This window comes from Paenibacillus qinlingensis, from assembly GCF_013204845.1.
In the GTDB taxonomy this organism is placed as follows: Bacteria; Bacillota; Bacilli; order Paenibacillales; family NBRC-103111; genus Paenibacillus_E; species Paenibacillus_E qinlingensis.
This window is the reverse complement of the sequence record NZ_JABMKY010000001.1, coordinates 742,274-756,673: the sequence shown is the minus strand read 5'-3', so window position 1 is coordinate 756,673 and position 14,400 is coordinate 742,274. Positions and strand designations below refer to the sequence as shown.

Annotated in this window: 11 protein-coding genes; 5 read left to right on the top strand and 6 right to left on the bottom strand. The window is 43.5% G+C overall.

Going from position 1 to position 14,400, the window contains the following annotated elements:
• Positions 1-2: 2 nt before the first annotated feature.
• The 4 genes from HQN88_RS03540 to HQN88_RS03525 form a co-directional block, all read right to left on the bottom strand.
• Positions 3-545: a hypothetical protein gene (locus tag HQN88_RS03540; RefSeq protein WP_173108824.1), complete on the bottom strand. Its 543-nt coding sequence runs from the start codon at positions 543-545 to the stop codon at positions 3-5.
• A 501-nt stretch (positions 546-1,046) separates the two neighbouring features.
• Complete coding sequence (locus tag HQN88_RS03535) at positions 1,047-2,000, bottom strand: NAD-dependent epimerase/dehydratase family protein (RefSeq protein WP_173108823.1); 954 nt, start codon at positions 1,998-2,000, stop codon at positions 1,047-1,049.
• Between the two features lie 27 nt (positions 2,001-2,027).
• Positions 2,028-3,320, bottom strand: coding sequence for a UDP-glucose dehydrogenase family protein (locus HQN88_RS03530; RefSeq protein WP_173108822.1), 1,293 nt, complete (start codon positions 3,318-3,320; stop codon positions 2,028-2,030).
• Complete coding sequence (locus HQN88_RS03525) at positions 3,317-4,300, bottom strand: sugar phosphate nucleotidyltransferase (RefSeq protein ID WP_173108821.1); 984 nt, start codon at positions 4,298-4,300, stop codon at positions 3,317-3,319. Before HQN88_RS03525 ends, HQN88_RS03530 begins: the two co-directional genes overlap by 4 nt.
• A gap of 238 nt (positions 4,301-4,538) precedes the next feature.
• Between HQN88_RS03525 and HQN88_RS03520 the strand changes: the two genes are divergently transcribed.
• The gene (locus tag HQN88_RS03520) at positions 4,539-4,991 is read left to right on the top strand and encodes a hypothetical protein (RefSeq protein ID WP_173108820.1); all 453 of its coding nucleotides are present in this window, start codon (positions 4,539-4,541) and stop codon (positions 4,989-4,991) included.
• 286 nt (positions 4,992-5,277) lie between these two features.
• Here the strand turns inward: HQN88_RS03520 and HQN88_RS03515 are convergent, their stop codons facing one another.
• A complete protein-coding gene (locus HQN88_RS03515; RefSeq protein WP_173108819.1) occupies positions 5,278-6,420 on the bottom strand; it encodes a glycosyltransferase family 4 protein in 1,143 nt (380 codons plus the stop codon).
• Positions 6,421-6,439: 19 nt separating this feature from the next.
• Entirely contained in the window at positions 6,440-8,563 is a 2,124-nt protein-coding gene (locus tag HQN88_RS37280; RefSeq protein WP_338118522.1) for a CotS family spore coat protein, read from the bottom strand.
• Positions 8,564-9,120: 557 nt separating this feature from the next.
• Here HQN88_RS37280 and HQN88_RS03505 point away from each other — a divergent pair.
• The 4 genes from HQN88_RS03505 to HQN88_RS03490 all read left to right on the top strand — a co-directional run bounded on the left by HQN88_RS03505 (position 9,121) and on the right by HQN88_RS03490 (position 14,371).
• On the top strand, positions 9,121-9,855 hold the full coding sequence (locus HQN88_RS03505; RefSeq protein WP_173108818.1) for a phytanoyl-CoA dioxygenase family protein: 735 nt from the start codon (positions 9,121-9,123) through the stop codon (positions 9,853-9,855).
• 65 nt (positions 9,856-9,920) lie between these two features.
• The gene (locus tag HQN88_RS03500; protein WP_173108817.1) at positions 9,921-10,757 is read left to right on the top strand and encodes an AraC family transcriptional regulator; all 837 of its coding nucleotides are present in this window, start codon (positions 9,921-9,923) and stop codon (positions 10,755-10,757) included.
• Between the two features lie 67 nt (positions 10,758-10,824).
• Positions 10,825-10,995 carry a hypothetical protein gene (locus HQN88_RS03495; protein WP_173108816.1) on the top strand — a complete coding sequence of 57 codons (171 nt, stop codon included), beginning with the start codon at positions 10,825-10,827 and terminating at the stop codon, positions 10,993-10,995.
• A 586-nt stretch (positions 10,996-11,581) separates the two neighbouring features.
• Positions 11,582-14,371, top strand: coding sequence for a carbohydrate binding domain-containing protein (locus tag HQN88_RS03490; RefSeq protein WP_173108815.1), 2,790 nt, complete (start codon positions 11,582-11,584; stop codon positions 14,369-14,371).
• The last annotated feature ends 29 nt before the right edge of the window (positions 14,372-14,400 follow it).

Below are 14,400 nucleotides of genomic sequence, written 5' to 3'. Positions count from 1 at the left end.
TATTATTTTACTTCGGAAAGAAGATATTTATCGTTTACTTTTTTCGTTGTATACGTAACGCCATCTTTTGTTGTGAATTTCACGAGCTCAGGTGTGTTGGCTTTATCAAACGTGATTTCTTCCTTTTTGGTCGCTAAAATATTGTCAGTGAAGTACGACTTCGTGTTCGTAAGGAATGCCGCACCAGCCTTCGCATCCGTGACATAATGATTTACAATCGTATCAAGCATCGCGGCATCGACGTAGCTAGAAAGAAACTTCTTAGCTGACTCTTTATCTGTTGCAGCAATCGGATTTACCACAAGAGCGCCGTCTGCTGATTTGGCTTCAGCGAACAAGTAATCTACTTTCTCGCGTGCAATTCTTGCTGCAATGTAGCCCTTCATGTTCGTTGCATCCTGCGTTACAGCCGCTGTGGCTTGTGGAGCTGCTGTTGCTGTCCCCGCAGGTGTCGGAGTAGTTGTGGAATCTTTGGAAGTACATGCAGCGCCTGTAACCGCCATAGTTAGTATAAGAAGCCCTGCAGCTGTTTTTTTCAATGTCATGGGGTGCACCTCATTATAATTAATCTGCTGACTTATATTGTTAAAATGACCGAATTCTATGCTAATAGGATAGCCAGCAAGATAAAAATATAAACGATGACGCCCGGAATTGCAAACCTAGCCTAGCGAAATGATGTTGGGAAAAATGGATATGCTGGCAATAAACTCATGGAAACGCTTGTAATTGTGACGGTTAAAGTCGAGTGTTGTAGGCGTAGTTTCTAATTACTGGATTTATTATGAGAAAAAAGACTGTTTTTATCCATAATTTATAAAATAAGAGATAAACTAATGTAAAATGGGTCGAATTTTTGTCCAAATTTCGAATTTGTGTAGTAGTCACTAGAGAAAACAAGGTGAGCAGAATAGAAAGTAAAGTTTTCATCTTAATAACACGGCAAAACCGGCAAACTCGAGTGAAACCGAGGACAACAAAAAAACTGGATGCTTCTACAAATGGGCAAGTGTAGAAAATCCAGTTAGTTGTCATGGTGTAACATCTTATAAATAAGGAGTTTGAGATAAATCCATGATTTCGGCTTGTAGTCCAGTCCGTAAATCGGTTGTCGGTTGATAGCCGAGCAGTGATTGCGCCTTGCTAATATCTGCCCAGGTATGACGAGGCTCTCCGGAAGCCTTGCCAAGAAATTGCCTGTCTATTTTTCGCTCAAAAAGATCCTCAAGAATGGCGATGCAATCAAGTACAGAGGCACGTTCTTTGCCTCCGATATTGATGGTTTCGCCAATGATATTCGCTGCATGGGCTGTTGCTGCAATGGCTTCTACACAGTCGCCAACGAATGTGAAGTCGCGCGTTTGGAGTCCATCACCGTTAATAGGGATAGGCTTATTGTGACGAATATGTTGGATGAAGCGATGAAATGCCATGTCAGGACGCTGTCTAGGACCGTACACCGTGAAGAATCGCAAAATAACGATAGGTAGTTCATCTTTCGTAGCATAAACCTTACAGAGCTGCTCTCCAGTCAGTTTAGTGACCCCGTATGGCGAGAGTGGCACTGTCGTAGCGTCCTCATTCACTTGATTCGTTTTTTCGCCATATACGGAGGATGTCGATGCGTACACGATTTTACTCACTGGATAAGTACGACAGCCTTCTAGCAGCCGTTGGGTAGCTTCGATGTTATTGGTGACGTAGGTTTTGAAATCCTCCCCCCAGCTCGAACGCACGCCAGGCATCCCGGCCAAGTGGTAGACAATATCTATACCAGGAAGAATCTCCTCCCACGCAACTTGCATCAGATTCTGGTTCGTGAAAGTGAATCGATCATGAGAAAGCAAATAACGTAGATTATATTCTCTAACTTCAATAGGGGTTGGAGATTTCTGAACCAGAGCATCCAAACCAATGACTTCGTTGCGTGGATCTTGGAGAAGTTTCTCACAAAGATGAGATCCGATAAAACCAGCTGCTCCTGTGACGAGTATTTTCATTTCTTTTAACCTCCCATCTTAGAGCGATTATCTATTTCCAATGCCATAGTAAGCATAGCCTAGCTTGGTCATTTCTTTGCCGATCAGTGTGTTTCTTCCATCAAAAATATAATAATCTTTCATAAGCGCTTTTAACTGCTGCCAATCTGCTTCTCGATAATCTTTCCATTCCGAACAAAGGATGACTGCGTCGCACTGCTGCAATGTGATTTCAAGCGTCTCGAATTGTTGAACCATAGTAGAGCGAAGAGCTTCAGGCAACTTGGCAATGGGATCGTGTATTCTGAGGTTTACTTGTTTAAGCTGTAATTGTTGAATGATGGCTAGTGCAGGCGCTTCCCTCAAATCATCCGTATTCGGTTTAAATGAAATGCCAAGAATCGCAATGGTTTTACCTCTGAATCCACCTAGCTTTTCTTCCCATATGTTCAAAAAGTGTGAAGACTGCGAGTTGTTGACAGCAACAACTTGTTCAAGGATACTCAACTCCACATGTTGCTCTTTCGCCGTATATAAGAGTGCCATGCTGTCTTTGGGGAAGCATGATCCGCCATAACCGATCCCGGCTTTTAGAAAATGAGGGCCTATCCGCTGGTCCAAGCCCATTCCTTTGGTGACATCAGTGACATTGACCTCTAACGATTCGCAGAGTCTGGCTAATTCATTGACATAGGAAATTTTAGTTGCCAAGAAAGCATTCGATGCATATTTGATCAATTCCGCTGTTCGAGGTTTGGTCACAAAAGTAGGGGCTTTTATGCTGTCATATAAGGATTGTATGACGGTTGCAGCTTGCTCACTATCGCTTCCAATAATAATACGGTCTGGATTCAGTGAATCAAACAAGGCACTGCCTTCCCGAAGGAATTCGGGGTTAGATACAACATCGAAGGGGTGGGGGTGAATTTGAGATTCTTTGACCCACTCGACTAATTTACGATTTGTGTCTATAGGAACTGTGCTTTTCACAGTAATAATTTTATAGTCATCCATGTAAGTGCCAATACTTTGGGCTGCCCCACGAACAGCTTGAAGATCAGCGCTTCCATCTTTATCAGAAGGGGTACCAACACATATGAAAATGATGTTATTCTCACGAATTCCCTTCTCTGGAGAGGAAATAAAATTGATTTTACCAGATGCAATATGTTTTTCTAATAACAGGTCCAGTCCTGGTTCATAGAAGGATAATTTACCCTCTGACAATGCATGAATTTTTATTGTATCCGTATCTAACCCCGTAACTTGCCAGCCGAGTTCTGCGAATACCAATCCAGTTGTGACGCCTACATACCCCATACCCATAATTAAAATGTTCATTTTCCTGACCCTCCGTCTTCTTGCACGAACACCGACTGTGGACTGATAATCGAGTTCGTCATTGGATAGTGGTTAGGATTAAGAATGGCGTACTCTAGCAAAATGCTGTTCTCTAATGTACAACTTTCAAGTCTAACATTGGGTCCAATTGTCACATAAGGTCCAATGACACAATTAATCAATTCAGCGCTAGGGTGGATGCATACAGGTGGGATGATCGTAGTTCCAAGATAATCTGTTGGAGTCGTTAACGAACCTTCCTCCTCTAACTGTTTCAGCATCCACCTATTCGCTTCCAGCCAGCCTTCCATAGTTCCAACATCGGAGAAATTTTTATCTGTCGTTTGATAGGTAACCGAATATTGGTGATGAATCAGCCATTGAATGGCATCTGTAATTTCGTATTCGCCTCTGGCGGAGGGGCTAATCGCATGCACAGCTTTAAATATACTTGGTTTAAACGCATAACTCCCCAGAACCGCAAGATCTGACTTGGGCTCTGAAGGCTTTTCTTCCAGACCAATAATGCGATCTTTATTAACTTCGGCAATTCCAAATTGCTTTGGATTCGTCACTTTTCTTAGAAGAATGGCTGCATCATGGTTCTCATGTGTGATTGCGTGACATAAGCCATGAAGATCTTGGGTAATCAAATTATCCCCAAGAAGAAGGAGGAAGGGTTGATTGTCCATGAAAGTTTCGGTGTGTTTCACAGCATCTGAGATACCCAAAGGATTAATTTGAAAAATATATGTGATGTTTACATTCCACCTTTCGCCAGCACCTACTTCTTCCAAAAACATGGTATGAAGGTTGGGCCGAATGACAATTCCGATCTCGTCGATGCCTAATTCCACTAGCTTTTCAATACCGTAATGAATTAAGGGTTTATTCGCCACTGGAAGCAGACCTTTAGGTTTTATATTGGTAAAAGGTTGGAGTCTAGTACCTTTGCCTGCACAGAGAATTAATCCTTTCATAAGCTTTTACCTCCTTGTCTATATGAAGACATTATTAATTTATGATGAAGAATTATGAAATGTTAGGGCTATTCACAGGGAAAATAAGCTGATATGTATACGGTTTATGGAAAATCTTCTAGCGGACAAACATAATCCGCCAATCTACTCTATCAAGAGCCTAAGCATGAAGTAGGAAAAATCATAGTATACATGGAGACACTAAAGTTTCTAATTTATGGCGAGGGGAATGATTTATTTGGAAAGTTTGGAACAATTACTCAGTTATTTAAAAGCGCATCCTGAAGTGACAGAGCTCTCATTGGAATTTGAGAACGGTGACAAAGACAAGGTTGATTTGTCTGAAATCAGTGATTTAAGAACTGGCATTAACTGGTCAGAAGTCGATGAGGTTGAGTTGGAATTGGCTGATGGTACTAAGATGGCGTTTGGTTCAGAAGATGACGAAGACGATGAAGAAGATGAAGAATCAAACGAAGAATCAGACGACGATGATGATGAAGATGAAGAGTCAGACGAAGAATCAGACAACGATGATGATGATGACGACGAAGATGAAGAAGACGAAGAAGCTACTGTGTCTGCTGTAAGCGAAGAAGAGTCAGACGATGAAGACGAAGAAGACGATGACGATGACGATGACGATGATGACGACGATGACGACGAAGACGACGAAGACGAAGAAGCATAAGATGCATAAGTTTCATGTAAATTAGAACAAAGAGATTTGATCAAGTAAGTAGAATGTTTATTATTTGCTTGAATCATTTCAATGGGAAACCTCTTACTCTTGTTATGGCTTCTGCTAGTTTCGCAGAGGATCCATACTCGCAGAAGGGGTTTTTCCTGCAAAAACAGGATCACTAGTTAAGAAGTCTTGTTGTGAGTCTCCTGGCAATTAAAATGGGCTGTCCCTAAGTAGAAGTATCTACTTGTGGGACAGCCAGTAAGTTAACTAGAAATCTGCATGGTTATTCTTATCTATGTTCCCAAACGGCAAGAATTTCCTGAGCAACGCGTTCCCACGGGAAGTTTTGTTCTGCCAATCTTCGTCCGTTAAGTCCCATATGTCTTGCATGATTCATATCAGATAACAACGAATTTAGTTTTTGTGCATATTCGCTCGGGTCTTCCGGGTTATTAATGAGTAATCCGTTATTATTCTTAACAATCTCTGGATTGCCACCTCTAGCTGTTGTAAGGAAGGGTAACCCAGCGGCCATGGCTTCATAATGCACACGTGCCAACGGCTCCTGCCAGATAGATGTACAAACAAAGACATCTCCTGCACAGAACCAGCGGTGAACATCTTGCGCTTGAACATAGCCGGTTGTTATGACGGGCAGAGGTGAGCGCACAGCAAGTGCTCTGACGTAAGCGATATAGTCACTAACGGAGTTATCGCTGAACCAGGCACCACCGACAACAACGAGTACAGCATCAGAATGGTTGATTTGAGACATGGCACGCACCAACACATGGGGACCTTTATTGCGAGTTAGCCTCCCGACAAACAAAATGACTTTCTTATTGGAGAGGTTGTGTTCTGCTCTAAGGCTCTCTCGATCACGTCTTGCACTCTCTGACTCCATCCAAGGAGCAAAGCGATTTAAATCGACACCGGAGTAAATGGATTTAATTTTATCCGCAGCATGAGGATAGTAATCACAGATAGCCGTTCCGATATACTGACTAATGGTGATAATACGCTCAGTTTGGTCGATAACTTTATTCCCCTCTATAGAATCGATCTTATAGGGATTGAACATGTCGTTATGCATACTTAGAATAATCCGTGATGTAGGTGCAACTTCCCTAACAGGAAGCACTAGTAAAGGGCGGTTGAAAATTTGAATAATATCAAAATGTTCCGGTGTATGTTGTAGAAATTGGATAACCCCTGCAGCGTATGCTTCAAGTAGACCATGTGATTCCACACGAACATAGTGGATACCATTCGTAATTTCATCGTTTGGTAAAGCAGGGTCCGATCTTCCTAAAATGGTAATTCTGTGATGTTTACTTAGTAGCGAAGCCACACCGTCAATATAGGTTTGAATAGCTCCCCCTCGAATGTTGGGGACAGGCAGCTTTTCCGTACAAATCATCAGAATGTTCACGAGTTAACAGCTTCCTTTCTCAGGCAGTCCTTTTTCGAGGTGGAATCTGCCTTTTTTTCCACGGTGGTGGTACTTTCTTAATCGGATGGGATTGTTGTATTTTATTCTTCGTTGGCTTCAATACACGTGTAACTGGTTTCTTAAGTCCTAGTTTACGTTTCATTGATTTTTTCCGAGAACGGAATACAGGCTTCACTTTTTTCTTGGCATGCCATTTTCTATAACCCCAGATGATCTTAACAGCTGTGACGCGCTTCCATTTGGTGAGTCTTCTTAATTTTCTGCGTTTCAGATAACGGGTTTTCTTGATGATTCTAGTCTTTCTCAAAGCGCGCCGCTTTCTTGGAACGCGAAGTTTAAATCGCTTTTGCCCTCGAGCTGGGATTTGAACGAGTGCTGGCATTGATGGTACGGTTATAGCAGCAGGTTCTTCCGCATGCAGAGGCTCTAGTGTAACCGGAACCGAAACGGACTCTGGTGTTGGCGTTGGCGTATAAGGTACAAGGATGGCTTCCTCAACCACCGGTTTCTTGGCATAGACAGGTTCCTCAACCACCGGTTTCTTGGCATAGACAGGTTCCTCAACCACCGGTTTCTTGGCATAGACAGGTTCCTCAACCACCGGTTTCTTGGCATAGACAGGTTCCTCTACTACAGGTAACTCAGCATGAACGGGCTCCTCAACTACAGGTAACTCAGCATGAACGGGCTCCTCAACTACAGGCAACTCAGCATGAACGGGCTCCTCAACTACAGGTAACTCAGCATGAACTGGCTCCTCAACTACAGGTAACTCAGCATGAACTGGCTCCTCTACTACAGGTAACTCAGCATAAACTGGCTCCTCTATTACAGGTAACTCAGCATAAACTGGCTCTTGCACAAGTGGTATTGGCAAGATCTCTTCAACAGAAGGCGAAGTTGGTGTGATTGGCGTAACGGGCATTTCGGAGTAAATAGGTGTTAATATATCTCCTGGCAGTATAACAGACGGACGTTGGATAGACGGTTTGACGTAGTCCGACGAGTAGTCGCCGACAGGGTAATTTGCCTTATCTTTTTCGAGCTCGGTTAATGCTTGCCATTTGCTTGCTTCTGTAGTCATTACTCTTTGAAGGATCGACGCAAGTTCGGTATCAAGGAATAATTGCGGATTAAACACGATTTCTTTGACATGCTTATAGAATTCATTAGGAAAAGCCATATCGATCCACAAAATTTCGAACGTTTCTTGGTCAAGCGGGTTAGCTCGATGATAGGCTTCGATCATGCCGCGAATCCATGTTAGATCCCACACGCCCATATCGTCCATGGTACTAGTAATTAACTTCCGTAGATCTCGAATAGGCAGATCGTAGGAAACGCCGTCTAAGTCGATAACCCAGATGCCACCAGGACCCATTTGGCCGTTTGACCATCCGAAATCTTGATGGGCAAGTCCCCAGTGAGGTTCACCCTTGGCTAACATGGCATTGTATGGGGAATTTTGGAAACGGAGATACATATCGTTTGCCTGCCGCTTGAATTCCTCAATGACGGCAAGTAAACTTGCGCTTGCTGCAGTTTCAGAGTAGGCGAGGGCAATATCCTGAAACCAGCCTATTTTGGCAATTATTTTTTCATAGTATTTGCCCCAGCCGTAGATTCGCGAGGATTTCTCCGAACCACTAGGTGGTACATAGCCTTTGGAGTTTTTGTGGAACTCCCCTAAGCCGAAGCACAACTGTGAAGCGCCTTCTAGGTCGACTTTGGATACCGGCACCAGCGGTTCGATCCAGTCTGTAACGATCCAGAGCTTGCCGCCTGCTTCAACGTAGTAATGTCCTTCCTTTGTAGGGATGAAAGACGGAACTCGGTGACCTAAACCGGACATATACGCTTGAGCTCCAACGCTGAAAAGACTTCTTCTAGGCCGCCTGTGCAAACATTTAATGCTGAGATTGCCCTTACTTGTGCTGATTTTCCAAATAGCTCCGCCTTTATCTGGCTTTGAGGTAATTAAGAGCATATCATTGACTTGAAAGTCATAATGTACCATAACTTCTCGTGCCAACATTTCTAACCCAGGAGGAACATACATGTTAGCTACGATACCTGGCTCCAAGACGTCATTGATCCAGGGAACGATTTGATAATTTTCCACCACCATCACTCCATCACGTATTTTAAAGTGAATTGTACGTTCTAATACATTGACAACTGCTGCATACTTACTGTTGTGCGCCATTTCTGTACAACTTTGCACTGCTGTGAATACGAATGATCACCTCACATAAACCAAATTAGGTTTATCTAATTCTATGCATATGTCATTAGGTGAATGGTTGATATGTACAAGAGTGGAACTTCATGAAAATCGATTAGACTTCCGCATACCTTTTTACAGAAAAAAGGAATTGACATGGAACCAAATGGTTGTATATGACGAAAATGAAACCAAATGGTTGTATGCGTTGGAAAACGAAACCAAAGGGTTTTGAAACTGGTTCTTTCGTTCAAAAGTTGGCTAGTCGAGGCAGTAAACATCTCTTAAGAAATCGTTCGCTTCGCAGTGCTGTTGCTTGCATTCTGGTGCTGAGTGTGAAATTGTTAAGAACCTGAAGATACGCTAACTTCTTCTAAGCTTACGATAAGCCCCCAGATCCTATTTCAGGATATAGTTAGTGTGTAGATAAGATCACACCTTCAGGAGGGTTCAAGATGAGTAAATTAACGCAAGAAGAAGTTGCATTTTATAAGAAGAATGGGTATTTTCTGTATGATAAACAGTTATTCTCCGCTGAAAAATTAGCCGAGTTAACGGAAGTATTTGAGGATCAGTTGAAGCAAAAAGGCAGCAAACTGTCTGATGAGTTAGACACGCCGCATTTCCGTGAGGATCGCTTATTGAACTTCTTATTATCCGATGATGTGTTGGATCTCGTTGAGCCAATTATCGGACCTAACATTGGTCTGTGGTCTTCCCATTTTATTTGCAAGGATCCGTTTGTTGGGAGAGCAACGCCTTGGCATGAGGATTCTGCTTATTGGAAAGGCCGTGTCAGCAACTTCGATAACATTATTACCGTATGGTTGGCTATTGATAACAGTACGAAGGAAAATGGGTGTATGCAAGTCATTCCAGGTACGCACTCCAATGGATTTTCCGAATATGAGAATGTAGATGGCGCCAAGAATCTCTTCAGTACGCAAATCAAAAATATAGATACGTCGACAGCTGTTCACTTTGAGTTGCAAAAAGGTCAATGTTCCCTTCATGATTCACGCATCATTCACGGTGCTGATCCCAACAAGAGTGAATTCCGTCGCTGCGGCTATACCATGCGTTATTTCTCAACAGATACAAAGATTTTTGAAGATAAAAATCCAAATCACAAAGTATGGCTCGCTCGCGGCAAAGATCTAGCTGGAAATAAATATGCGAATGTAGAGTAGCAGGAATTTTGACTGAGATCAGCGAAATCTTATGATATACAAAATTAGAAAGGAGGAGGACGAGGATGAAGAAACAACCGGTGAGACTAACGAATGAACAATTTATTCAACCTGCCTCCTCCTTTCAGATTTACTTTCAGTATATTAATGAGCGTCACGAGTTACATTGGCATGAATTTTATGAGCTTTGCTTAGTAGTTCGAGGCAGAGGTATGAATATAGTGAATGGAACAGAGCATGAGCTGCGCAAAGGCAGCTTGTTTCTGTTAACTCCCGCCGATTTCCACGAAGTCTATTCGTATCCGAATGAACCTATGGAGCTGTATAATCTAGTATTCGATGAGGATTTGCTCGATCAAGAACTGCGGGAATTCATGTTTGGGCAAGTGACGGAATATATGGTAGATCTGAACGAAACGCATCATGAGATTATAGAGTCTGAGTTTCAACTGATTCGTGATGAGGTTCAAATGAAGAGGCCAGGACATTCTATTTTGATCAAAGGAGCTTTTGAGCGAATCCTTTTGTATTTATTTCGAAATTACCATGATCGGAAAGATCAACTAGAGTTGCCGGTCACGCCGTCTCCATCCTCAACACTACAGCGAGCGCTTGTGTATATGCATCATCATTTTCGGGAAGAACTTCGTTTGGAAGATGCTGCAAAGCAAGCTGGATTGGCGCCGAATTATTTTAGTCTCGTTTTTCATAAAATGACAGGCATTTCGTTCCAAATCTACTTGCAAGGATTGCGCTTGCAATTTGCCAAATCACTTCTCCAAGCTTCGGATATTCCGATTACTGAAATTTGCTTTGCATCAGGATTCAATACATTAACGCATTTTGAAAGAGCGTTCAAGCAGAAATACGGAAGCTCACCGCGAACCTTTCGTTCGAACTAAAGGTGTGTGATGTGTGCCAGAAGTGTATAATAGATGTATCTTATTTACACAAAGGGGACAACATCTCATGATTACTTGCAAATCGTGCTCCAAACCCACAGAACTCCATATGCAGCGTTGTTCGCACTGCGGGACTTTGTCGCCTTACACGGTTGCTGAGAAGTTCGACATGATGGCCGAGATGGTGGAAAAAGCACTAAAGCAGGAGCTCGAAGCGAGAAGAAGATTGAAGCACTAAGCGATAGTAGAAAGCATAGAAGAGACTGGGGCATCCCAGTGTGAGGCACCCGACACGGTCTGGTGTTTTTTTCTTGTGGGGGTTAGGGGAGCGGCCGCGAATAAATGGATTTCCTCCAGCTAATTTCCTTGGAATACAGTCTAATGGGACGTTAGATGGATTTTATACAGTTAAATTTAGTCTTTCCTGCCGGATTGATCAATTCAAGTAGAATTAACTACATATTTTCCATCTAAATCAAATTTTCCTATTAATTCCGCTAGATTAGCTGTAGGTTTTCCAGTTAATTTGCGTAGAGTGCCTCGTAGCATTGCGTGGGGGACCGACGAGTAAAATTAGCTAGTTGGGGTTTGAGAGTAGAGTAGGGTTAGTGTGGATGTGTGTAGTTGGTGAGCGTGTAGGGGGGACCGATGAGTAAGAATTAGCTAGTTAGGGTTTGAGAGTAGAGTAGGGTTAGTGTGGATGTAGATTCCAGTTTAAGGTCAAGTTTTTGATGCTGAGTCCAATTCAATCTCGGATTAAACAGCGTATACTTAATTTGTAGGCGCTTACAGTGCCTCGAAATAAGATGACTGGGGTGATAGTGATGTACACAGGTTCATTAAGCAATAGGAGCAGGACAATTCTTCTGGCTTGGGTTTTGCCGCTCTTACTGCTGTGGGGGATGATTTATACACCGCCTGCGGCTGAGGCTGCTGTGACGGGCTATGTAACACGATCGGGAAATCAGTTGCAGCTGGATGGACAGCCATTTCGGTTCAGTTCAGCGAACATTTATTGGCTGGGCTTGGATGAGAATGTACCAACGAATGGTACGATTGATTTTCCAACGAATTTTCGAGTAGATGACGCACTCGCAACCGCCAAAGAAATGGGGGCAACTGTTGTACGCTCACACTTGGTCAACTCATTTGGTTGTGCCAAATGTATTATGCCTACACTTGGCAATTATAACGAGGCAGCTTGGCAGAAGGTGGATTATGCCATTAAAGCCGCAGGAGATCAAGGCATCCGACTCATCTTACCGGTCATTGATATGTACAATTACTACCATGGCGGTAAGAAAACGTGGACCAAATGGTACGGGTATCCAGATGATGGCGTCATTTATACAGGGTACGAGTTTTTCAGTGATGCGAATATTATTACAGCGTTTAAACAACATCTAAGTGTCATGTTAAATCGGGTGAACACATATACGGGAGTTGCCTACAAGAATGACCCGACGATTCTCGCATGGGAGACAGGTAACGAGTTAGGCTGGTACGACAATCCGACACAGTTGAAAAATTGGACACAGCAAATTGCAGATTACTTGAAACAGCAGGATGCGAATCACTTAGTAGCAGATGGAAATTATGGAATTGCGGATGCCCATTTGACGATTTCGAGCATTGATATGTATTCAGACCATTTCTATACATGGGGGAATAAAGGATTATCCGTCCCTGTTCTCCAGACACAAGCGAATAAAGTTAGAAATGCTGGGAAAGTCATGTTTGTCGGCGAGTACGATTGGAAAAGCGAGCAATTCGGCACCTTGGCCGCTTTCCATACAGCCATTGAGAATGATAGTGTGATTGCAGGTGACATGTACTGGGCGCTATTTGGCCACAACGATAATTATGGTTATGTGCAGCATCCGGATGGCTATACAGTCCACTATCCAGGTGACACAACCTTCATGCGTACGCAAGCACAGCAAATGAGGAATCATGCTTACAAAATGAGAGGTATCACAACACCGCCTGCTCATGGCATTCCTGGTGCACCTACGATTACCGGTTCCACAACCTCCGGTGGTAAATATGTATTGAACTGGCGTGGTTCTGTGCCATCAGATACATACACGGTCGAACGCTCCACGGCAGGCAGCAGTGGACCTTGGACTGTCGCATGTAATCAATGCGTCACGGATAATCAAACCCCATGGACGGATACAGGTTCCACGGCAGGTGCAGCAACTTGGTACCGGGTCAAAGGACATAACTTATCCGGCACTGCTGGTGCCTATTCAGCGGTGTATGCAATTTCTGGTACACAATTGCAAGCACCGGGAAGCTTTACGCAATCTGCTCCAGCTAGCGGAGCAACAAGTGTGAACGTGACACCTTCGTTTACTTGGGGTACCGCCACTAATGCAGCTACCTACACACTGGTCGTTGCTGATAATACGTCGTATTCGAATCCTGTCATCAATGTAAGCGGACTTACAAGCACAAGCTACACACCTTCAAGTGTACTCACTAATAACAAAACCTACTATTGGAAGGTAACCGCAGTTAATAGTACTGGCTCAACGAATGCGTCCAATTCAGGAATCGCGTTCACGACGGTAGCACTTCCAGCACCAACATCGACGGTTGATAATTTCGATGGATATGCTTCCGATGCAGCACTTCAAGCCGCATATGTGAAAAATGCAAGTGGCAACACATTCACAATGACTCGTGAAGCAACGACAAAGGATGCAGGTGCTTATGGCGCCAAAATCGTCTATACAGTCAACGCAACGACCAGTTATGCAGGTGCCGTACACACGCTCGGCAATGCGAATTGGACGGGGAACACAAGCTTTAATCTATGGGTGAAACCAGATGGTTCGAATCGTACATTAACGATTCAATTTAAGGAAACTAACGGTGAACTATGGGAAACGTATTATACCCTTGCCGGTACGACTGCAACGACGTTGTCCATTCCATTCACGAGCTTCCAGCACCCAGGTTGGTATAGTGGAGGAAATGGTGTTATTGATTTAGGCTCCATCGGGGAAAGCAATCTATATATCAATAAAGGTTCGGGCGCAGATGGCAGCGGCACCATCTATGTAGATTCCATTAGCTTAGGCAATGGCTCAACTCCGCCACCGCCAACGACAGTTATTATCGATAATTACGAGAGTTACGGTGGCTCCAATCCAAGCGTGCTTGCTGCATATGTGCGTAACACGGATGGGAACGCGATTACACCAACGTTAGACGGGACGAATAAATCGCAAGGATCCTACGGCTTGAAGCTAGCGTACACCATGGGGACGCCTAACTTTGCAGGCGTTGTGCATAGTATTAGTCAGAACTGGTCGGGTAAAACGGGTATCCAATTGTGGCTGAAGCCAGATGGGTCGAACCGTACCTTAACCATTCAATTCAAAGAACCGAACGGCGAGCCATGGGAAACCACGTATACGCTATCTAGCACAACAAGCGGAACGATTCAACTCCCGTTCACAGCTTTCCAACATCCGCCTTGGTATTCAGGAGGCAATGGGACGAAGGATTTGAGTTCAATCTCAGAGTTTAACTTATATGTTAACCAAGGTTCTGGCGGAACAGGCAGCAGTACGATTTATGTAGATGATATCCAAGCTTATTAAGCAGGAGTGTTTGCGATCACAACTGAAGC